22 protein-coding genes and 1 riboswitch are annotated in these 19,351 nt (G+C 48.4%); of the genes, 2 read left to right on the top strand and 20 right to left on the bottom strand.

Features of this window, described 5'->3' with window-relative positions; translation table 11 throughout:
• Nucleotides 1–80: 80 nt before the first annotated feature.
• The 9 genes from ispE to J7E85_RS09455 all read right to left on the bottom strand — a co-directional run bounded on the left by ispE (nt 81) and on the right by J7E85_RS09455 (nt 8,756).
• Nucleotides 81–935 carry a 4-(cytidine 5'-diphospho)-2-C-methyl-D-erythritol kinase gene (gene ispE / locus J7E85_RS09495; protein WP_215157203.1) on the bottom strand — a complete coding sequence of 285 codons (855 nt, stop codon included), beginning with the start codon at nt 933–935 and terminating at the stop codon, nt 81–83.
• A gap of 177 nt (nt 936–1,112) precedes the next feature.
• A complete protein-coding gene (locus tag J7E85_RS09490) occupies nt 1,113–1,295 on the bottom strand; it encodes a small, acid-soluble spore protein, alpha/beta type (RefSeq protein WP_076326546.1) in 183 nt (60 codons plus the stop codon).
• A 231-nt stretch (nt 1,296–1,526) separates the two neighbouring features.
• On the bottom strand, nt 1,527–1,802 hold the full coding sequence (gene veg / locus J7E85_RS09485) for a biofilm formation stimulator Veg (RefSeq protein ID WP_006207415.1): 276 nt from the start codon (nt 1,800–1,802) through the stop codon (nt 1,527–1,529).
• Between the two features lie 290 nt (nt 1,803–2,092).
• A complete protein-coding gene (gene yabG, locus J7E85_RS09480; RefSeq protein ID WP_215157258.1) occupies nt 2,093–2,995 on the bottom strand; it encodes a sporulation peptidase YabG in 903 nt (300 codons plus the stop codon).
• A gap of 113 nt (nt 2,996–3,108) precedes the next feature.
• Nucleotides 3,109–3,993, bottom strand: a complete 885-nt coding sequence (gene rsmA, locus J7E85_RS09475) for a 16S rRNA (adenine(1518)-N(6)/adenine(1519)-N(6))-dimethyltransferase RsmA (RefSeq protein ID WP_098741215.1) — start codon at nt 3,991–3,993, stop codon at nt 3,109–3,111.
• Entirely contained in the window at nt 3,990–4,541 is a 552-nt protein-coding gene (gene rnmV / locus J7E85_RS09470; protein WP_098741214.1) for a ribonuclease M5, read from the bottom strand. Before rnmV ends, rsmA begins: the two co-directional genes overlap by 4 nt.
• Before the next feature lie 186 nt (nt 4,542–4,727).
• Nucleotides 4,728–5,915, bottom strand: coding sequence for a resuscitation-promoting factor (locus J7E85_RS09465; RefSeq protein WP_215157201.1), 1,188 nt, complete (start codon nt 5,913–5,915; stop codon nt 4,728–4,730).
• A gap of 270 nt (nt 5,916–6,185) precedes the next feature.
• Nucleotides 6,186–6,400: riboswitch (cyclic di-AMP (ydaO/yuaA leader) on the bottom strand.
• A gap of 205 nt (nt 6,401–6,605) precedes the next feature.
• The gene (locus J7E85_RS09460; protein ID WP_098741212.1) at nt 6,606–7,370 is read right to left on the bottom strand and encodes a TatD family hydrolase; all 765 of its coding nucleotides are present in this window, start codon (nt 7,368–7,370) and stop codon (nt 6,606–6,608) included.
• Between the two features lie 96 nt (nt 7,371–7,466).
• On the bottom strand, nt 7,467–8,756 hold the full coding sequence (locus tag J7E85_RS09455) for an HD domain-containing protein (RefSeq protein ID WP_215157199.1): 1,290 nt from the start codon (nt 8,754–8,756) through the stop codon (nt 7,467–7,469).
• A gap of 322 nt (nt 8,757–9,078) precedes the next feature.
• Here J7E85_RS09455 and J7E85_RS09450 point away from each other — a divergent pair, with 322 nt between their 5' ends.
• Entirely contained in the window at nt 9,079–9,333 is a 255-nt protein-coding gene (locus tag J7E85_RS09450; RefSeq protein ID WP_047914173.1) for an AbrB/MazE/SpoVT family DNA-binding domain-containing protein, read from the top strand.
• A gap of 267 nt (nt 9,334–9,600) precedes the next feature.
• Here the strand turns inward: J7E85_RS09450 and rsmI are convergent, their stop codons facing one another.
• The 10 genes from rsmI to J7E85_RS09400 all read right to left on the bottom strand — a co-directional run bounded on the left by rsmI (nt 9,601) and on the right by J7E85_RS09400 (nt 17,689).
• The gene (rsmI, locus tag J7E85_RS09445; RefSeq protein ID WP_215157197.1) at nt 9,601–10,494 is read right to left on the bottom strand and encodes a 16S rRNA (cytidine(1402)-2'-O)-methyltransferase; all 894 of its coding nucleotides are present in this window, start codon (nt 10,492–10,494) and stop codon (nt 9,601–9,603) included.
• Nucleotides 10,491–11,258 carry a tRNA1(Val) (adenine(37)-N6)-methyltransferase gene (locus J7E85_RS09440; protein ID WP_215157195.1) on the bottom strand — a complete coding sequence of 256 codons (768 nt, stop codon included), beginning with the start codon at nt 11,256–11,258 and terminating at the stop codon, nt 10,491–10,493. The genes rsmI and J7E85_RS09440 overlap by 4 nt, the downstream gene beginning before the upstream one ends.
• Before the next feature lie 201 nt (nt 11,259–11,459).
• Entirely contained in the window at nt 11,460–11,828 is a 369-nt protein-coding gene (gene yabA / locus J7E85_RS09435) for a DNA replication initiation control protein YabA (protein ID WP_009591928.1), read from the bottom strand.
• 32 nt (nt 11,829–11,860) lie between these two features.
• Entirely contained in the window at nt 11,861–12,661 is an 801-nt protein-coding gene (locus tag J7E85_RS09430) for a PSP1 domain-containing protein (RefSeq protein WP_215157193.1), read from the bottom strand.
• Nucleotides 12,662–12,717: 56 nt separating this feature from the next.
• Nucleotides 12,718–13,704 carry a DNA polymerase III subunit delta' gene (gene holB / locus J7E85_RS09425; RefSeq protein ID WP_076326557.1) on the bottom strand — a complete coding sequence of 329 codons (987 nt, stop codon included), beginning with the start codon at nt 13,702–13,704 and terminating at the stop codon, nt 12,718–12,720.
• Nucleotides 13,705–13,786: 82 nt separating this feature from the next.
• A complete protein-coding gene (locus tag J7E85_RS09420) occupies nt 13,787–14,230 on the bottom strand; it encodes a YaaR family protein (protein WP_076326561.1) in 444 nt (147 codons plus the stop codon).
• A 335-nt stretch (nt 14,231–14,565) separates the two neighbouring features.
• Entirely contained in the window at nt 14,566–14,895 is a 330-nt protein-coding gene (locus tag J7E85_RS09415; RefSeq protein WP_006207400.1) for a cyclic-di-AMP receptor, read from the bottom strand.
• A gap of 64 nt (nt 14,896–14,959) precedes the next feature.
• On the bottom strand, nt 14,960–15,604 hold the full coding sequence (gene tmk, locus J7E85_RS09410) for a dTMP kinase (RefSeq protein WP_215157191.1): 645 nt from the start codon (nt 15,602–15,604) through the stop codon (nt 14,960–14,962).
• Between the two features lie 89 nt (nt 15,605–15,693).
• Nucleotides 15,694–17,364: an aminotransferase class I/II-fold pyridoxal phosphate-dependent enzyme gene (locus tag J7E85_RS09405; protein ID WP_215157189.1), complete on the bottom strand. Its 1,671-nt coding sequence runs from the start codon at nt 17,362–17,364 to the stop codon at nt 15,694–15,696.
• Nucleotides 17,365–17,503: 139 nt separating this feature from the next.
• Nucleotides 17,504–17,689: a sigma factor G inhibitor Gin gene (locus J7E85_RS09400; protein WP_215157180.1), complete on the bottom strand. Its 186-nt coding sequence runs from the start codon at nt 17,687–17,689 to the stop codon at nt 17,504–17,506.
• Nucleotides 17,690–17,921: 232 nt separating this feature from the next.
• Between J7E85_RS09400 and J7E85_RS09395 the strand changes: the two genes are divergently transcribed.
• Nucleotides 17,922–18,443 carry a hypothetical protein gene (locus J7E85_RS09395; protein ID WP_215157178.1) on the top strand — a complete coding sequence of 174 codons (522 nt, stop codon included), beginning with the start codon at nt 17,922–17,924 and terminating at the stop codon, nt 18,441–18,443.
• A 97-nt stretch (nt 18,444–18,540) separates the two neighbouring features.
• On the opposite strand, the gene J7E85_RS09390 is transcribed toward J7E85_RS09395, so the two are convergent.
• A complete protein-coding gene (locus J7E85_RS09390; RefSeq protein WP_215157176.1) occupies nt 18,541–18,978 on the bottom strand; it encodes a hypothetical protein in 438 nt (145 codons plus the stop codon).
• Nucleotides 18,979–19,351: the final 373 nt, after the last annotated feature.

Below are 19,351 nucleotides of genomic sequence, written 5' to 3'. Positions count from 1 at the left end.
TATGTTAAATATAACACCTTTGTACGTATTTATACAACTTTGTTTGAAATTCGACCCCGAATTGTCAAACATAACCGTTTCTAAGTCAGTAGGCGAACGGCATACACTTCCTTACAGAATCCCCGCAGGCCATTGTAAATCCGGGCTACCTTGGATTCCTTAGAGACCAGACCAAAGACCGTTGGACCGCTTCCGGACATGAGCGCACCGTCAGCTCCCAATTTGAGCATTCCTTCCTTCAGCTGCTGAACTTCCGGGTGCATCTTCAAGGTAACCTCCTCCAGCACGTTACCCAGCGATTGGCACATCTGCTGGAAGCTGCCTTGCGTAAGCGCCTCGACCATGCGTTCAGCCGATGGATGGCGCTGAATCTGCTCGCTGCGCAAACGGCCATACACTTCCGCCGTCGACACATTGATCGGCGGCTTCGCCACGATCACCCAGCACTGCGGCGGGTTTGGGATCGGCGTGAGTACCTCGCCGCGCCCTGTGGCCAGTGCGGTGCCGCCAGTTACACAGAACGGCACATCCGAGCCGAGCTCTGCGCCCAGCGTGAGCAGCTCCTTCTGGGGGATCCCAAGTCCCCAGAGGCGGTTCAAGCCGCGTAGTGTTGCCGCTGCATCACTGCTGCCTCCTGCGAGTCCAGCGGCAACGGGAATTTTTTTGTCCAGGTGAATATGCACACCCTTTTTCACGTCGTATCGCTCTTTAATTAGTCTTGCTGCCTGAAAGGCCAAATTCTTCTCGTCCAGCGGTATGTACCCTGCCTGCGAGGTGATGATGATGGTATCCCGCTTCTGTTCGGACATTTCGAGCCGATCGGCGAGGTCGATCATCGTCATGACCATCTCTACCTCATGGAAGCCGTCAGGACGTTTATGAAGTACATCCAGCATCAAATTGATTTTGGCCGGCGCTTTTTCGTATATTTTCAAGAACGTTCACCTATCCTTAGCTTTTCCCATATGCTTGAACTTAACATATTCGAGGAAAAACATCTAATGCCTCTATATTAACAAACTCAGGCTTTGAAGTCATGGGACCGTTTGATGGGGTAAACAAACAGGGGCTTCCACTTAACCGGAAGCCCCTGCCGCATTATGGTCTTTCTCTTACAGGTCGGATTTGCTGGCTGCTCGCTCGGCGAGCTCAATCGCCCGTTTTACCATGTTGCCGGCATCCTTGGCCTTAATGCCTCCCCAGCCTTCTTTTTCCACAGTATCGTAGAACCCCAATTCCTTAGCCAATTCGGTCTTCAATTGATCGGACATAATGCTTCGTCTTCTCCTGCTCATCAGTCCCGCCTCCTTGGAAAATGTATTGAGTATGGCATGAACAGCACCCGGCGCGATGCAGTGGCCTTTTACGAACCCTGCAAGCTTAACCTCCTTCACCGCATAGGAAACGAATGAAGAAGGCCTGGCGCAGCCTTAGTATGTGTTGAACCCCCGCTTGTCATTCCCCGGATCGATGGCAACAAAAAACAGCCTCCCTGTTAGTGGAGACTGCTCTCTCATGACATATCGTTATGACTTGATATAGGTGATTCGCATCTCGTTGTCATCACCGGTTACCATGATTTCCACGGTTTCGGTCAGAATATCGGCATAACTGTAGGACACACGTTTAAAAGTTTGCTGGTCTTGATCCAGCTTCACAATGAAAACAGAAGGGTACGTTTCTTCCAAAACACCAGTACGCTCGACGGTCTTCCGACGGCCACCGTTAGCCCGAAGCGTAATTTTTTGCCCTAAATGGGCATCGAGACTGCGTTTGATTTCCAACAGCGCGTTTTTAGCCATTGTCGACGACCACCTCTTTCCTTGTCCATTATACAAAAGATTCAGTCATTTGTCAATTCAAAAACATTAATTATATCAGCATCAAAAATATATTGTCAACGTATTTTTTTCGACCCTGTATTTCTCGTGTGCATTTGCTTTAATATGAGCTAAATTGACAAGCTTTATGTATTTTTTTTGACAACTTTCTTAAAGAATTGAAACAAAAAATAGAAAAACCCCAACTTGTGGGGTTCTTCTCGGTTCTTTTCTCCAACGGCCGATACGCCTCTTTTAGAACGCAATATGAGCTAACTGACCGAAGGCGTAACCTTCAACGAGGACAAATCCTGCAGCTTGGGCAGACCGATCCGGTAGCTGCCTCTCGTCTCGATTCCGCCCACGCCTTGGCTGCCGCTGATCGTATGATGAACGACATCATGGATGTTGACGGTATCCCTGACTGACGTATAGGCTGCCTTAGCGGCAACGTACACGGGATCCAGCGCATGGATGAGGATTCGCCCTGGCGAGCTGGCAAAATTGGCTCCCGCCTGCAGCAGCGCTTCAAAATGCGACTGGCACGCCCCGGCCACAATGACCAGGGAATCCAGATTCCGCTCATATTGACGCGCTACCTGAATCGCTGTGACGAAGTTGTGTGAATTCTTATAGCTGTCCAGGCTATATAAATCGTATGGCTGTCGTCTCTTCAGAACTCCATCATGACCTGTAATCACCACGATATCAGGTCTTACCCGCGGAAGAAGACGATATAATGAATCGGCCATCCCCGACTCATTGATATAATGGCCTTCCGCTGGGACCCGAAGCTGATTGTACAAGGTCAAACTCTTCTTCAGGTATTGGGGATCTCCATCCAAATGCAGCACCTTGCCCGGCACGTCAAAATATCCTTTATCCGCAAGCTGTCCGCCTTCAATATTGCGCAGGCTGGCCAATTGACGCTCACTCTGCTCCTGTCTGTGCTTCTGCAGACGGTCCAGCGACTCATTGGCTTTGATCTGCGCCTGCTTTGTACGTTCGCTTAAGTTGGGATGCGGGACCGTGACCAAATCATCAATGGGAGCATCGGCTAGTAACCGGAATTCTGTCCCTTTGATGACGATATTATTATTTTGCCGCATGCCTTCAACCCGGAACGTTACATCGCCGCCGTAGGATTTACGAACGACCAAGTCTCCCAAGTTCATCACAACATCACCCCTACCCTATGGTATGGGCCACTGTGACTATTGGTTCTTACGAAACATCAATTTATCGCGTTGAGACCTTCGCGGGCCCTATGGGCTCTCTAATGGCTGTATTAACGAATATCCGCGTTGTACAATATGTTGCTAAGCCGGGCGTACTCTTCAATACTAAGGGTCTCACCGCGCCGTGAGGGCTCGATGCCCGCTTCCTGCAGCAGCTGCTCCAGCCGTTCACGGCCTTCTCCCGGAAAGAACCGGCTCTTCAGATTGTTGGCAATCGTCTTCCTCCGCTGTGCGAAAGAAGCCTGAACCACCTCGAAGAAGAATCCTTCGTCTTCTACGCTAACAGGAGGCTGTTCCCGGACCGCCAGGCGAATCACGGCCGAAGCGACATTTGGCTGCGGAATAAACACTGTATGCGGCACAATACAGACCAGTTTAGGCTCACTGTAATATTGAACGGCAATGCTAAGGCTGCCGTAATCCTTGCTTCCCGGCGCCGCTGCCATTCGCTCTGCCACTTCTTTCTGAATCATCACCACGATATTCTCCAGCGGCAGCTTTTCCTCCAGCAGCTTCATGAGAATCGGCGTCGTCACATAATACGGCAGATTCGCAACCACACTTACCTTCGATACGCCCGCAAAATCCTGACGGAACAGTTCATGAAGATCCACCTTCAGTACATCCCCATGATGCACCTTCACATTCTCATAGGGCTCCAGGACCTCCCTCAGGATGGGAATCAGGCGCTGATCAATTTCGACCGCGGTGACGGTCCCTGCCGTCTGTGCCAGCTTCTCCGTTAATGCACCGATACCAGGGCCGATCTCAAGCGCTCCCTTATCTTCATCCAGTCCTGCAGCTTCCACAATTTTATACAGAATATTCTGATCAATAAGGAAGTTTTGCCCCAGACTCTTCTTGAAGGAGAATCCATGCCGTGAGATGATCTCCTTCGTCCGTCTTGGTGTTGATATATCCTCGATCCGATTCATTGGCTTACGCCCCCTTCTTCCAGCTGTGCAAGTGCGGCCAGAAATTCTTCACGCGATATTTGAAACATGGCCAGTCGTTTATGGAACTGCTTGCTGTTGCAATAACCGATCCCCAGCAGATTCCCCATCGTCATACGCCTTGCCGCCGCCTCCGGGTGAGCCGATAATCCGGCCTCCAGCATGTCCTCCAGACTAATCAGGCTCTCTCCACCCTCGAAGGAGGTATGGACCCGCTCCAGCGCACGCCGTATCGCTTCTGGCGAGGCATTCTCCACGCCGATATCCCCTTTGCGGGTAGCATCCGCTTCCGGGATAAAGGCATGCTTACAGCCGGGTACGCCCTGATCCACGATTTTGCGGATCCGCTCCCCTGCATGGTCAGGATCCGTCAATATAATAACGCCTCTGCGCTCCTGAGCAAGCGCTATGCGTTTCAGGATTTGCTTGTTGATCGCTGATCCGCCCGTTTCGATCGTATCCGCTTCTACGGCCCGTTTAATGGCAACGGTATCGTCTCTGCCTTCCACAACAATCACTTCTTTAATCATGCGTTTGTTCTCTTCCTTCCCAAGCAAAGCAACGCTTGTACAACTTTAGATTCAACCATCTTAGCTCTATATACTCCGTTCTTAACAAAACAAAAGAAGAGGAAATATTCCCTCTTCTTCATCATTATATATTATAAGCTAAATAGTATAGCATTAGAATGGCATTGTAAATTGGAATTCATGCGTCTAGTTCAATTCAGGTTTAACCGGACCGATCACATAAACGGTGCGGCCGCTCTTCCGGCCGAAACTCGTGGCCGATTTGAGTGAATCATAATAAACATCGATTTTGTTGCCTTTGATGGCGCCACCCGTATCTTCAGCACGACGGAAGCCAATGCCTTCAATATAGACCCACCATCCGATCGGGATGATATTAGGGTCAACGGCGATGGTGCGCCCTTCTGTAACGCGTGTGCCGGATGCAGTGCGTGTTCCGATTCCTTGTTGCTCAGAAGAATACGCCGTCATCGACACATTATTCAATACCTTGTTAAATTTAAAATCAACGCCTGCCCGAGAAACCACATTGTTCTCAACAGCCTTGGCGGTCGTTACTTTCTTCGTGCCGGACAATTTGGCCGGTGCGGCTTTCACATCGGTGGCTGCCGCCTGAACAATGACGGGCTTCTCCACCTTTTTCGTGCCTACGGCAATAATTTTATCCTTCGTTCTACGCCCAACCTTTTGGGAGACCTTCGTCTTGGAAACCAGCTTGCCATTGTGGTAGACCTTCTCATAATGGTTCACCATGAGACCAGACTCGCCCCGCTGAATCACGCGGTTATCCCCTCTTTCAAGCGATGGGTCGGCTGTTTTGATCACACGGAATTCCCGGTCTTCCGTCTCCTTAACTTTTTGTTTCGTGACGCGAACGACATGGATATTCATATTGCTGGTCAGCTTCGTGTTCTGTGCCGGTTGTACTATATCTTCACCCTGGATCGTAATACCAGCCTCTTTAAGTACATGATCAACCGTATCCTGGGATGTAAATATGGTTTTAGTTGTGCTGCCTACTGTAACTTTGACTGGAATTGCCCGTTCAATGATGATCCGGTCTCCATCCTGGATCGCGCCGTTTAAAGGCATCGAAATCTGATCCTGAGGACTCAACGTGATCGCTTGCTCATCCAGCAATTCCTGCAGCAATGATCCACGTGTTTCTACTGTGGTGACACGACCATCGACGACAAGCTGAACCTCCTTGCCTGCCTGATCATGTACGACCAACGATATGAGAAGTGATACCGTCACGGCACCCATGGCACCGAGCAACATCAGTTGACGCAAATTGTCATGCTTCCATCTCAATGCGTAAGACATGCTGGATGATTGTGATTCATGGGTTTCTTCAGGTTGAAAAATGCCCACTATTCCATCCTCCTTCATAGTCCCGCCGTCTAGGTAAACGCATGAATGCATTTGACGTGACTATAGCAATTTTTCTCACAAGGCGCCCTGCTATCTATCTACACCCTGCGTCAATTCCCGTCATTTCGTCCATCTACCACCACCCCTTGTTTACCAAGAGTATGATGATCCCTTCTCCATTATTCAAAAATAAAAGAAAGCCAATGAAAGAGTACTAGAGGCTCTAACGTGGCTTCCTGATGATTAGAATCATGGAAGGGTATGCACGAGATTTCCCCTCTTATTTCGCTTACGGAGTTAGCTGTCGGGTTCGGACGTAAGAGAGACGCCCTAGATCCGGATACCCGCTCATGGCGAGATCCTTCAAATTCACCCCAAAGACCCGAGAAAGAAATCAAATACAGCTACGTGCATTCAGACCAGTATGCACGGCGGTATCGGTTCCCCCGTTCTCCAGAATTCCGGAGATTAAGCGAGACGGTTCATGAAATATTCGGCTACGATCTGCACATCGCAGCTTCTTATCACTGAAAAGATGATATCCTGTTTACATGCAGGTTGTAAAGCAACATTCAACCACATTTTCTCATGTAAAAGGTTAAAATATTGTAATATCGACGCCTTTTCTGATTAAAAAACTTTAATTAATCGCGATTGCTCCCTTTTTCATCGGTTTTGCTCTCTTTTTTGTTAAATACCAAATCGTTCCAGTGCATTTTTGGTGGTAATTTGGGCCAATTCCTCATAAGACAACCCTCTAATCTCAGCTGCGGTCTCCGCCACCAATTTTACATATGCGGTCTCATTTCGTTTCCCGCGGAAGGGATGAGGCGTCAGGTAAGGGGAGTCCGTTTCGATCAATAATCGATCCAGCGGAACCTGAGCCAATACCTCTTTGGGCTGCTTTGCATTCTTGAAGGTAATCGGCCCGCCAAATGAAATATGGAATCCCATATCGAGACATATTTTGGCCGTTTCCCAGCTTCCGGAGAAGGAATGCATGACACCGCCCACCTCGGAGGCCTTTTCCTCCCGTAAAATTTTGATAATATCTTCATGCGCATCCCGATTATGAATGACAATCGGCATGTTCAGTTCCCGGGCAAGTCCGATCTGACGCCGAAGCACTCGGTGCTGCACTTCTTTCGGAGACGTATCCCAATGATAGTCCAGGCCGATCTCTCCAATAGCCACCACTTTCTCATGACTGCATAAAGAGGCGATCCAATCCAGGTCCTGATCCTCCATGGTAATCGCATCTACAGGATGCCAGCCCACTGCCGCATATATAAAATCATAAGTCTCTGCCAGCTTCATCGTAGTCGGGATCGTCTCCCGGTTAAATCCGATATTGATCATCCGGGTCACGCCGGCTTCAAGCGCCCGCTGAATTGCTTCCTCCCGGTCTTCGTCGAATTGGGGAGCGTCCATATGAGTGTGCGTGTCGAACAACATAAGATCCACACTCTCCTTCCTGTCGTTTCTATGTCATATATCTTCCATTAGCTGGATAAATTGCAGATCTACCAAGCCTTGTCTATTCCCACTAGGTTAATATTTTTGTTTGAAAACATCAGCTATCTTCTCCGGCATTTGAGTCAGCAGCGGACTCACCTTCTCATCCGGATAATAAAGATGGTACCGTCCTTTGTGAATACCGCTGATCGAGCGTACAATATCGGATACCTCCGAGATTTCCTTCAGCTCATCATGTCGATCCAGAAGCAGAATCTGTTTCTCGTTAAGCGGCATATCGGAATGAACTTTATCATAAGGAAGATCGGTTGGAAAATCAATCTCCAGGTCATATTCCGGATGTAATCCCACGGCACGGAACGCTTGGCGTATCCCGTCGATAGTTTCCAGATCAATATTGTCGATTTCTACATATTTGTAGAGCTTTCGGTGCATGAAACGACCGCATAATTCGCTAAGAAGCTTGTCTTCCTCCTCCGTCCATTGCAGAAAGGCCGTTTGGATCAGGGCTTCATCCAGACGCAGGTATTGATTCACGTCAATATGGCCCGCAAACAACGCAGGAAGCGGTTCGACCATGAACCGAAAAGCATATCCACTGTCATGCAGTTCCTTTGCCCGGCGAAAGATTTGGCGCAGGATGATCTCGGAGCTTCGGGTGACGGGATGAAAATATACCTGCCAGTACATCTGATACCGTGACATCAGGTAATCCTCCACGGCGTGCATGCCCGATTCCTTCACAACGACCCGATCGCGGTATGGCCGCAGCATCCGCAAGATCCGGTCAATATCAATCGTTCCATAATTAACTCCCGTATAATACGCATCCCTTAGCAAATAATCCATCCGGTCTGCATCCAGCGGACTAGTGACCAGGTTTATCACAATCGGCTTATCGTAGGTTTTGTTAATCACGGAAGCCACTTTCTCGGGGAAATCCGCTCCGAGCTCTCGCAGTACTTGATTGACGCAAGTATCCCCTAGCAGGATCCGGCATGTCCAATCCTCGTGATTCATATGAAAAGCTTCTTCTATAGAATGAGAAAAAGGGCCATGCCCCAAATCATGCAGCAGAGCCGCGCAGAGCGCAACTTGCCTTTCCTCGGCAGGCCAATCGGAATACCCCCTCCGTTCGAATTGAGAGATGATTCTTCTCGTAATTTCATAGACTCCCAGTGAATGGGAGAATCGGCTGTGTTCGGCCCCGTGAAAGGTCAGAAAAGAGGTCCCAAGCTGTCTAACCCGGCGGAGCCGCTGGAATTCCGGGGTATCGATTAATCGCCAGATGATGTCGTCTTGCACATGAATATAATTGTGGACGGGATCCTTAAACACTTTTTCTTCCGAAATTGGTGAATGCATTCCATCTCAACTCCTTATCGTTTCGCTTGGGTTTTAGCCGATAAACACTTCTTTTGACATCTAATGTCGAACAGTGTCGAATAAGGGAAAATTGCGCTTTCCAAATCGACAAATCAAAAAACGCAGCAATAATTGGATCTATTATGGTAATTACGTTGCTATATAAGGGTTTCGTTCACTATACTTTCGTAAATAGGTTCCGATTTTTCAAAAATATAGGTTGACTGTTTTGGGAATCGTTGGTACTATAAATAACATAAAAACTAGAACTATGTCGAATTATGACTTTTTTAAATTATGGCGAGAGGGGCATTTATAAGTTATGATGAAATCAACAGGAATTGTAAGGAAAGTCGATGAGCTTGGACGGGTCGTCATTCCGATCGAATTACGCCGTACGCTCGGAATTGGTGAGAAAGATGCATTGGAGATTTATGTAGACGGCGAACGCATCATGCTTAAGAAATATGAGCCTGCCTGCATCTTCTGTGGTAACGCTGAGAATGTCACTTACTTCAAAGGTAAAATTGTTTGCCATGAATGTATCTCGGAAATCCCTGCACCTGTGACAAATTAAGATTTTTAGTATATAATAGCATTATTACATTTTGTTAATTCTAACCTTTTTCATATCTCCTTGGTGCCTTCCTCGGCTATGAACCCGGCCGCAGGAGGGTCTTTTTTTGAAATTAAAGAATTTATAAGATTTCAGCGAAGCGTAAGCCATTCTTTAGTCTCATTTATTGGTTTTGGGGTCCCCGCAAAGTATTTGGAATAAGCATCGAAGCATAGGCTCCACTTTGTGGGGCTATTTTGTTATTCCCCTGCACCAAGTTAAGTAATATCACGACTCCGTCAGGAGCGCATTATAGATATCCCGCTTCGATACACCGCGATCACCCGCGGTTTTTTTCATGGCATCCTTGCGGCTTAGTCCTTCCCGCTCATAATGTTCCACATGCTCCTCCAGCGAAAGCTCCTGCCACCAGGCATTTTTCTCCTTCAACTCCTCTTCTGCACTACCGGCTTCCACCACCAAACAATATTCCCCCAGCGGCGGATGCTCCGTGAGCCAGTCCTGGCATTCGGAAATGCTCCCGCGCAAGAATTCCTCATAGCGTTTAGTCAGCTCACGAGCCAACGTCACCTTCCGATTTCCCAGTACCTCCAGCAAGATCTCCAGCGTCTTTTTCACGCGATGCGGAGATTCATAAAATAATAACGTTCCCTGCGCCGATTGCAAAGCTTGCAGCTGCTGAACGATATCTTTACGCTCCCGCGGCAAAAAGCCGATAAACGTGAATCGTTCGGTCGGCAAACCCGATACGATTAAGGCGGAAAGAGCGGCATTGGCCCCCGGGATCGGAATAACCGAAATTCCCGCTTCAATCGCAAGTGAAACGAGATCACTGCCAGGGTCCGAAATTGCCGGCAGACCGGCGTCGCTGACGAGTGCCACATTTTTTCCTTCTATTATATAACGTATAATTTCAGGTCCGCTGGCCGCCTTATTATGCTCGTGATAACTAAACAACGGTTTAGCCGGAATTTCGAAATGGGTCAGCAGCTTGCGTGACTGCCGTGTATCCTCTGCCGCGATAATATCGCATTCCTGAAGAATGCGCACAGCGCGATAGGTCATATCCTCCAAATTACCAATCGGCGTTGCCACCAAATACAGAGAACCCGGGCTTCCCTCTCCCTGATCGGCATAACTCTGTTGCACAAGATTTCTCATTCTTTCGTCTCATCCTTATGTGTTCCATAGTAAATTTCCATAAAATTCGGTCCGTAGTTTCCTTGCTCATCATATACGATCAGGGGGGGCTTCAGCCGAACCTCGGGCTTCCCGTCCCGAATACCCTCGATAAGCACCATGTTTGCTTCCATATTCACGCGCGGATGGACAAATCGGATGACTTTGGGCTCAATCCGGTATTTGCTCATCAAAGTAATGATCTCCGCCAGCCTTAGGGGCTTGTGGACCATGCTCATCTTCCCTCCTTGGCGAAGCAGCTTCGCACAGGATTCAATCACTTCCTCAAGCGTACAGTGGATTTCATGCCTGGCAATCGCCTGGTGCTCATTCAGCTTCAAGTCGCTGCCATTCATCGGCATATAAGGCGGGTTGACCGTAATCAGGTCATACGCTCCATATCCTTGTTCCTTGTATAGTTCCCGCAGATCGCCCTCATGGATCGTGATCTGGTCCTGGAGATTATTCATCTCGACGCTCCGTCTGGCCATGTCCGCAAGTCTGGGCTGAATCTCAATCCCCTCGATCAGCGCACCTGTACGAGTCGACAGCAGGATTGGAACAACCCCGTTTCCCGTGCACATATCCAAAATACGGCCCCTGCGTGGAATGCTGGCAAACCTGGCGAGCAGGACGGCGTCCATGGAAAAGCTGAATACCTCCTCACTCTGGATGATGCCAAGCTCATGGGTGAGCAGATCATCAATCCGCTCGGATGATTGCAATAACACTTCTTTCAATTTCATAGTTTCAACCCTTTATCTCCAAAATTCCAAACACGCGTTTTTGGTGTATCGGCTCTCTACATAGTACCTGATAAAATGAAACACATAAAAGGCTGCTCTTCACATTGCATGACAAGCAGCCGGTATTTGTTCAATCGCGATCCTTACAGTATAACCTTTCCATTCTAGAAAAAAACCGTAGGCAGTTTCTCCTACGGCTTCTTATTTATTCAAAAAAGACAAGCAGAACAGGCAATCCCCTTCCGTCCGCAGATGTCCATAATAGACATTGCAGATGTGGAAGCCTTCATGATACAGCCGAGCCAGGTTATCATACCCCTCGCCGACCACATCTTCATGTTCCTCATCCTTCACATGAGGCTGAGGTTGTAAAGCCACTGGGTTTTCCAATTCTGCCGGATTGACTTCCCGCTTTAAAATTTTCCGGAGCTGTTCATTTTCAAGACTGAGGCGATGGTTCTCTTCCAGCAGTTCCTTGATGACCAGCTTAAGTCCACCCAGTTCACTGTGTATATGTCCCATCTGTGTTTCCAACTCTTGAATGAGCACAAAAATGTTTTTCTTCTCCAAGTCTACACCCCGAAAATAAACATTCTATTGGACTATTTGATGACAACGTCGTCCATTGGAAGTTCCTTAACCTTTCCAATTTCAAACAGTTGAACATGAACCGTCCGCTTATCCGCATTCAGTCCGACTACTTTGCCTTCTCCAAGCGAAGTAATGACCATTTTCCCAGCGGATGGAAGCTCTTCTTTCACGCTTTCATAATTATCATGCTCAAACTTCAGGCAGCACATCAATCTTCCGCATAGCCCGGAAATTTTAGTCGGATTGAGCGATAGGCTTTGATCCTTTGCCATCTTGATCGATACCGGCTCAAAATCACCAAGCCATGAGGAACAGCACAGTACGCGTCCGCAAGGTCCAAGACCACCGAGCATTTTTGCTTCATCACGAACTCCAATCTGGCGAAGTTCGATTCTTGTACGGAATATACTGGCCAGATCCTTGACCAGTTCACGGAAATCCACACGGCCTTCGGCCGTGAAGTAGAAAATGATTTTGTTGCGGTCAAACGTAAATTCCACATCAACCAGCTTCATTTTCAGTTCGTGATCCCGAATTTTATTTAAACAGGTGGTGAATGCATCCTTGGCCGCTTGTTTGTTCTCTTCAACCACACGGGCATCAGAATCACCAGCGATCCGAATGACCTTCTTGAGTGGAAGGACAACGTCCGATTCACCGACCTCCTTCTTTCCTATCACAACTTGACCATACTCAATGCCTCTCGCGGTTTCCACAATGACGGATTGTTCCTTCTCCACGGGCAGGTCGAGCGGATCAAAGTAATAAATTTTGCCCGCTTTCTTAAAGCGGACACCTACTACACTGTACAAAAATAAACCCCCTTGTGCCTGTACATAATGGCCATTCTGCGGGCCTGGGGGTGTGCTCACGCCGGAGTGTTACCGCCCAAACCCATCAATAACTGCTCTAAACTGAGCTGTCCATTGACATTATAGCGTAACTTCTTCTGACACTCTGCGGCCAAATCCATGTATGACACCCACTGTGCTGTGCTGCGGGCTGATGCATGACCAGAGATATACTCTGCCTGATCTATGAAAACGAGAGACTCTTTCCTTCCATACTGGACATGGATCATGTCCTTAAACCATAAATGAAACATACTGAACAATAGGTCCAGATGATCAGAGAGCTCGGTTTTGAACACTTTTTGACTCGCTGTGATAATTGCTGAGCCACTGCGGTTCAAAGACTCCTTCCCTAATTGTAACACTAGGTTTCTAATTTCTGCAAACCAATTCTCGCTCAATATTTTCCTGCACTCATCAAGTCCTGACGAAAGATGAACTGCGCAGCGTACAAGTGCGGCAGGATAACCTTCCCCTACAAGAACTTTCTCCATCATCTGCGGATCCAAAGCCCGGAACGGAACCTGCTGGGATCTCGATTGAATGGTAGGCAGAAGGGCTTGTCCATTCTCGGCAATCAGAATAGCTACAGCCGGCGCCTGGGGTTCCTCCAGAAATTTCAGCAGGCTGTTGGCTGCCTGCGTGGTCATCTTCTCCGCCCGGTCAATAATATAGACTTTGGGATTTCGATTCTCCGATCGATAGGAGAATATACGCTGAAGATCACGGATCTGATCGATCTTAATGCTGGCTCCATCAGGCTCAACCAACGTCAGATCGGGATGATTTCCATGATCTACCTTGCGGCATTCCAAACACTGCCCGCAGGCATCGTCTTCAAGTTCCGTACAAAACAATGCCTTGGCAAACGTAAGCGCCGTCTGCATCTGTCCGGCACCATGGGGGCCGCTAAACAGATAGGCATGACTGACCGCATTACGGCGCAAGGCATTTTGCAGCAGTTGCTTCGCAGTCTCTTGACCTACGATATCATTAAAAGACATAAGTCCTCACTTTCTATCAATCCTCATGATCCTCCATGACTTAGCAGTCATGAATCACGATACGCTACCTTGCTTCTTGCGACTAGAATACAAGATTGATCAGCATGCCTCGAATTTCTCCAACCTTGTTCAATAGATCAATTCTCCCCTGCTCCGTATCCAGCAGTTCATCCGCCATCGCGAGCAGCGCAGAATCGACTTCATCAATTACATTATAACGCTTGCCGCGTCCCCGGCGATCCCAGCCGCGCGTTTCCTTCATTTTCACACCGCGACGCACCGTTTCCTCCAGGAATCGGCGAACCATCAATTTATACGCTTTTAGCTCCCGAACGGTCATCACTTTTGCCAAACGATCGCCTTGCATTGCAATTTCACGCATTTGACGACTCAACTCTTCATGGGTCGCGCGTTCTCCCTGCTGCTGCATCATATCCGAGAACGATCGCTGCTGAATCGGTCTGGCGTTGCCATCCGGCACCGTGAGTTCACTTTTCATGGGCCGAAAACCCGGATTGATTTTCATCTGATCCACCGCCTCTTGCGTATTCTTTGCATCTAATAAAACGGAGGCACCTGGTACGTTCATATCGAACAAACCTATGCCTCACGTGAACGTACCTTGAAATGGTTTGCTTGTCAAGCGATTCATCGATAATTATCGATGAATTGGGTGGTTTTCCGGAATCCATCGAGATCATCCATCTATTAAAAACATCTCCCGAGTGCAGCGATCTACGGTAACTATTTTTATTATGATACAGAAGTGCTTCAGAAGACTTGGGTTACAGGAGAACACAGCCGTCAAATATCCCAATAAAAACATCCGTTACGTATCTATCGCAGATCCAGAAAATGAATTTAGAAATGCTCGAATCGTTCTACAGGGAGGACAAACACCGTTGCGCCACCAACTTGTACTTCGACCGGAAGCGGCAAGTAGGAATCGGTTGTACCACTCATTGGGGTTACCGGAGTGACCAGCTGTTCACGAACCTTACAGCTTGTGCGAATGACGCTGAGCACACTTTCAACCTGCGAATCGTCTACCCCGATCATAAAGGTGGTGTTCCCCGCCTTCAAGAAGCCGCCTGTACTTGCAAGCTTTGTTGCCCGAAAATTAGCTTTGACCAATGCGGCAGAGAGACGGTTGCTATCTTTATCCTGGACAATCGCAACAATCAATTTCATGGTAAACCCTCCTTGTTTATTTGGACATCATATGTCCTTAACACTACTTATTTGACAAACAACCTCAAAAATCCTTTAATATCGCGTCTTCCAAGTGACGAATCATTTCTCTTTCCACCTGAGGCGGCGTCTTGGAAGCATCCACAATGCGAATTCGATCCGGATTACGCTCTGCTACCAATAGATAGCCTTCCCTAACCTTCTCGTGAAATGCCATGTTCTCCATATCCAGCCGATTTAATTCCCGTTCTGCATTCGCCGTGATCCGTGACATACCAATCTTCGGCTCCACATCGAACAACAGCGTTAGATCCGGCATGCGGGTATCGATCGCAAATTGATTGATGTTCCATACCTCCTCCATACCCAGTCCGCGTGCATATCCCTGGTAAACCAGACTGCTGTCCACGAATCGGTCACACAGCACAGTCAAACCCTGACTCAAAGCCGGCTCCACCTTCTCCACAAGATGCTGGCGGCGGGCCGCCGCATACAACAAGGCTTCAGTACGTGCATCCATCGCGGTATGCTGCGGATCGAGAATAATAGAGCGGATCTTCTCCGCAATCTCAATGCCGCCGGGCTCGCGTGTAATCAGATACGGGATCGAATGATTCTGCATAAAAGCGGCGAGTCTGCCCATCATAGTCGTTTTACCGGATCCGTCTCCTCCTTCGATGGTAATAAATAGTGGTCTGCGATTATTCATAGCGTATCCTGCTTTCATCATTTGTTGATCGTGGAGCTCGATATTATACGCTCCGGTATATTTACCAGCGTATAGTGGAGTCTCTTCCTTCACGTTTCCTTATAAACGACAATGGTTTGCAGCGCTGGATCGGATATCCCCTGGCATTTCGCCCCTGCATTCCTTAATGCCAGGAGCCTCTGTTTCATTCCTGCTGAGATGTCTTCACCTGGGTATAAGATCGGTATACCTGGCGGATAGGGAATAACCATCTCCGCTGCCTTTCGCCCAGCAATCTTCTCTAACGGCACCGATTCTAACCTCTCCCTGTCAATCGGCTTCAGTGAGAAAGGAATTGGGGCCGAATAAGGAATCTCCGGGAGCAAATTGTTCCACGTGGAAACATCGGAGATGGGCTTTACTTCAGTTAACAAGTTAGAATCGACATCGAAATGGATGGAATCCATATTCTTGTGGGCTACTCGCGGCTCATAACTCATGAAATCCCCCTGATCCCGCAATGTCCGGATCAGTAATTCCGTGCTCTCTGCCGTGATGCCTGATTCGGTTCCGATGCCTTCTGTCTTCTCCCCCTGCTCTACAATATGCACAAGAGCCCATAAGACGTGATTCGTTTCTTCCTGAGTGGATCCCAGCGTAAACAATAAGACGACGTGCAACTCGTCGCTCATCTCCGGCACACAGCCGCGCGCCTCTAGCTCGCGCTGGAGTGCATACCCGCTCAGGGACCCGGTGCGGTCATATATGACCGCCTTGAACGGGTCCTGGCGGGTATACGCCGCTGCGGCTGTGCCCGCGGCATGGCGGCCCCCGGGCTGCGGCGGCTGCAGCAGCCCGAAGCGCGGCAGCTTCGCGAGGCCGCGCCGGAAGGCCTCCACGGCGGCCAGGCCGGCCGTGAAGGCGTCAGCGCCCTGCGTGTGCAGCAGGCGCCGCGCCAAATCCAGCGAAGCCATGAGCGGGTACGAGGGGCTGGAGCTCTGTACCATGGCCAGCCGCTGGCGCAGCAGGCTGCGGTCGAGCAGCCCGCCCTGTACATGCAGCATGGCTCCCATCGTCATGGCGGCTAACATCTTGTGTGTGGATTGAACCACACCATCCGCACCGCATGACAAAGCGTTCATCGGCAGCTGGGGGTGCTGTCCATAATGAGCTCCATGCGCTTCATCCACGAGTAGTGGAATGCCGAACTCATGGCAAGCTTCCGCGAGCGGCCTTAAGTCGCTCCCCATCCCGTAGTAGTTCGGCATCGTGATGATCGCCCCCCGGGCCTCTGGATAAGCCTCAAGAGCCGCTGCGAGTGTAGCTGCAGAGGGAGCAACGGCTAAACCGCTCTGCTTGTCCAGCTCCGGTTGAAGAAACACCGCCCTTGCACCTGCCAGCATCAATCCGTTCAACACGGACTTATGTACGTTCCGCTGTACAAGCACGATATCGCCCGGTTCACGGCAAATTGTCAGGATTAGCGCTATATTGCCGGCTGTACTCCCTCCCACCAAGAAGAAGCTTTCCTCTGCACCAAAACAATCTGCAGCCAACTCCTGTGCTTCCTGAATAACGCCTTCAGGATGAAATAAATCATCGGTTTCGGTAATTTCCGTCACATCAATGCGCATGGCCTCTCGCAGCATCTCCGTATCCTTACCTTCTCCCGCATATGCCCTGCCATTTTTATGACCAGGTACATGAAAAGATGAAGCCCCACGTTCTCGATACAACATTAAAGTCTCTGCTAGTGGGGCACGCTCTCTATGTGTAGTCATCGATATATCCCTTCGGATTACATTCTCTAACCTATTTTAACGCAATTTGAAACCTACGCCTACGTCTCCAAGCACGGAAAGTCCCCTCTAAACAAAAAAAGGCCTTTTATTCAGGCCCATTTGACGCGTGTACCCGCGCCTATGCATTTTTCGGCATGGCAATTTGTTTTAATTGACGGATGAAAAAATGATATTTGGCATCTTCCGCGCTGGTATGAACGATTTCGGATTCACATTCCTCGCATACGAATTGCGAAACAATGGTAATCCCGTCTGTCTTCGTCTGATTGCATATGATACACACGTGTTCGGTCAATTCTTCCATAACCATCCCACCTTGATCCTTTTCCTATTAGTATGACACAGTTTCTATTATTTTAAACCTTTTCATAGGATATCGGTCTACGCTTTATGTATATGTACCCCTTGGTGGCCTTGTGTCTGTACCTTTTTTTTCAGCTTAATAAAAATATGATTTTGTCCGATAAAAACATAAAAGACTTAAATTTCCCGTCTATCGTAATTTACTTCTACTTAAAGGGGGACGGCATAGCCCAATGGCAGATCCACATGGTCAAGCCACCTTTTATCACTATCGATTAATTAAGAAAATCCAAATTTCCAAAAGCTTGCTCATCCTCTACTTAACTCTGCCTTGGCTTGCTGCGGCTGCAGGGACATTCTGGGTGTCACCGTATTTCCTGCTCTATCTGCTAATCGCTTTTCCGCTTATGTTATGGATCCAATATGTCGTCGGGCATACCGTGCTCGTCCTATTGGGAACAAGCTATCGGAAACGTTGGCGCTTCCGTCTGAGGTTGCCTTGGCTTGGTTATATACCGGATCAACACGTCAGCCGTCGCATATTTAATTTAGTGCAGTTCTATACCTGTTGGGTAGGGATTGTTTTAAGCGCTATCATGGCCTTCTGGTCACCGCTGCCTTTTGCAATCACGCTTTTGGTCTGGCATCTGTGGTTCCTTCTCCCGCGCGGCTATACCATGCTGCGTCTGAGCGGCCAGCGTAAAGATGGCATGTTGAAAATGAATGAGCAGGACATCTCCTTCTACCTGCAATAATGTTAGAGTTCTGCGTCCATCACTACATAGCGCTGTAAATCCTATTTTTCGTTTCATCAATGAATAAAGACCTCATTCCGAAGTCGGGAAGAGGTCTTTATTCATTGGCTTTATTGCTTTCCAATCCTTGTATGGCTTGTTTTTTAAGCTGAGTCGGAACCGTAATTATAAGAAAATCGTCATGTACCGATAGGTGGACGATACTTTTTCCTTTTTCAAATACTAACGAAGAACCGTTATCTTCAACTTCCTTCTGCTTCCATCCCCAGGACTCAATTTCTTCCAAGTAAGCCTCAGGAATGCTGTCGCTTTCCTTCAAGCCAGGAAGCGCATACCGTACATAATCCAAGTCACTATTGCCTGTTGTTTGCTCCGTTTTATTCGCTTCCTTCGGAACCGGGAATGACTTCACATTCGCCGCGCCGTCAAAGGTTTCCCAACTTGATTCTGCGGATGCCCCACATCCGGATCCGATCAACAATATCGTAACCGCACAGATCATCTCTGCCACATGCAGACCACGTTTACACAACATGTAATTGTCCTCCTTCCCCCACAATAACCGGTCTCCAGATGAGTATTCGTAGTTGGTTGGTTAATGGAGAACCTTCCAATCAGGCCTTATTTCCTACAGCCTGCGCAAATCGGTAATCACTACCCGATTTTGCCTAATTCTATTATACTGACTTTTGGCATGGTATCGGTAACAAAATCTTCATCTGTTTACGTCAATTTTATGATCATGTTATATAACAGAGAAGCTGCTGGCATCACGCTGCAGCATATATCCTTAGTCGGACAATCTCTAAATCTGCATTTTATCTAAATATCCAAAAAAACAATTCTCATAAAAAACAAATAAAAACCACCATCGATTACATCGACAGTGGTTTTTCGCTTGGCGACGT

The sequence above is a fragment of the Paenibacillus sp. ISL-20 genome (assembly GCF_018613005.1).
GTDB lineage: Bacteria > Bacillota > Bacilli > Paenibacillales > Paenibacillaceae > Paenibacillus_AQ.
The sequence above is the reverse complement of the archived record's forward strand: the minus strand, read 5'-3'. Positions and strand labels throughout refer to the sequence as shown.

What these genes read in the sequence shown, in the direction of transcription:
- J7E85_RS09490 (WP_076326546.1), bottom strand. Translation starts at nt 1,295, where the DNA reads ATGAGCAGGAGAAGACGAAGCATTATGTCCGATCAATTGAAGACCGAA.
- veg (WP_006207415.1), bottom strand. Translation starts at nt 1,802, where the DNA reads ATGGCTAAAAACGCGCTGTTGGAAATCAAACGCAGTCTCGATGCCCAT.
- yabG (WP_215157258.1), bottom strand. Translation starts at nt 2,995, where the DNA reads ATGAACTTGGGAGACTTGGTCGTTCGTAAATCCTACGGCGGCGATGTA.
- rsmA (WP_098741215.1), bottom strand. Translation starts at nt 3,993, where the DNA reads ATGAATCGGATCGAGGATATATCAACACCAAGACGGACGAAGGAGATC.
- rnmV (WP_098741214.1), bottom strand. Translation starts at nt 4,541, where the DNA reads ATGATTAAAGAAGTGATTGTTGTGGAAGGCAGAGACGATACCGTTGCC.
- J7E85_RS09460 (WP_098741212.1), bottom strand. Translation starts at nt 7,370, where the DNA reads ATGTTGTTCGACACGCACACTCATATGGACGCTCCCCAATTCGACGAA.
- J7E85_RS09455 (WP_215157199.1), bottom strand. Translation starts at nt 8,756, where the DNA reads ATGCATTCACCAATTTCGGAAGAAAAAGTGTTTAAGGATCCCGTCCAC.
- J7E85_RS09450 (WP_047914173.1), top strand. Translation starts at nt 9,079, where the DNA reads ATGATGAAATCAACAGGAATTGTAAGGAAAGTCGATGAGCTTGGACGG.
- rsmI (WP_215157197.1), bottom strand. Translation starts at nt 10,494, where the DNA reads ATGAGAAATCTTGTGCAACAGAGTTATGCCGATCAGGGAGAGGGAAGC.
- J7E85_RS09440 (WP_215157195.1), bottom strand. Translation starts at nt 11,258, where the DNA reads ATGAAATTGAAAGAAGTGTTATTGCAATCATCCGAGCGGATTGATGAT.
- holB (WP_076326557.1), bottom strand. Translation starts at nt 13,704, where the DNA reads ATGTCTTTTAATGATATCGTAGGTCAAGAGACTGCGAAGCAACTGCTG.
- J7E85_RS09420 (WP_076326561.1), bottom strand. Translation starts at nt 14,230, where the DNA reads ATGAAAATCAATCCGGGTTTTCGGCCCATGAAAAGTGAACTCACGGTG.
- J7E85_RS09415 (WP_006207400.1), bottom strand. Translation starts at nt 14,895, where the DNA reads ATGAAATTGATTGTTGCGATTGTCCAGGATAAAGATAGCAACCGTCTC.
- tmk (WP_215157191.1), bottom strand. Translation starts at nt 15,604, where the DNA reads ATGAATAATCGCAGACCACTATTTATTACCATCGAAGGAGGAGACGGA.
- J7E85_RS09405 (WP_215157189.1), bottom strand. Translation starts at nt 17,364, where the DNA reads ATGACTACACATAGAGAGCGTGCCCCACTAGCAGAGACTTTAATGTTG.
- J7E85_RS09400 (WP_215157180.1), bottom strand. Translation starts at nt 17,689, where the DNA reads ATGGAAGAATTGACCGAACACGTGTGTATCATATGCAATCAGACGAAG.
- J7E85_RS09395 (WP_215157178.1), top strand. Translation starts at nt 17,922, where the DNA reads ATGGCAGATCCACATGGTCAAGCCACCTTTTATCACTATCGATTAATT.
- J7E85_RS09390 (WP_215157176.1), bottom strand. Translation starts at nt 18,978, where the DNA reads ATGTTGTGTAAACGTGGTCTGCATGTGGCAGAGATGATCTGTGCGGTT.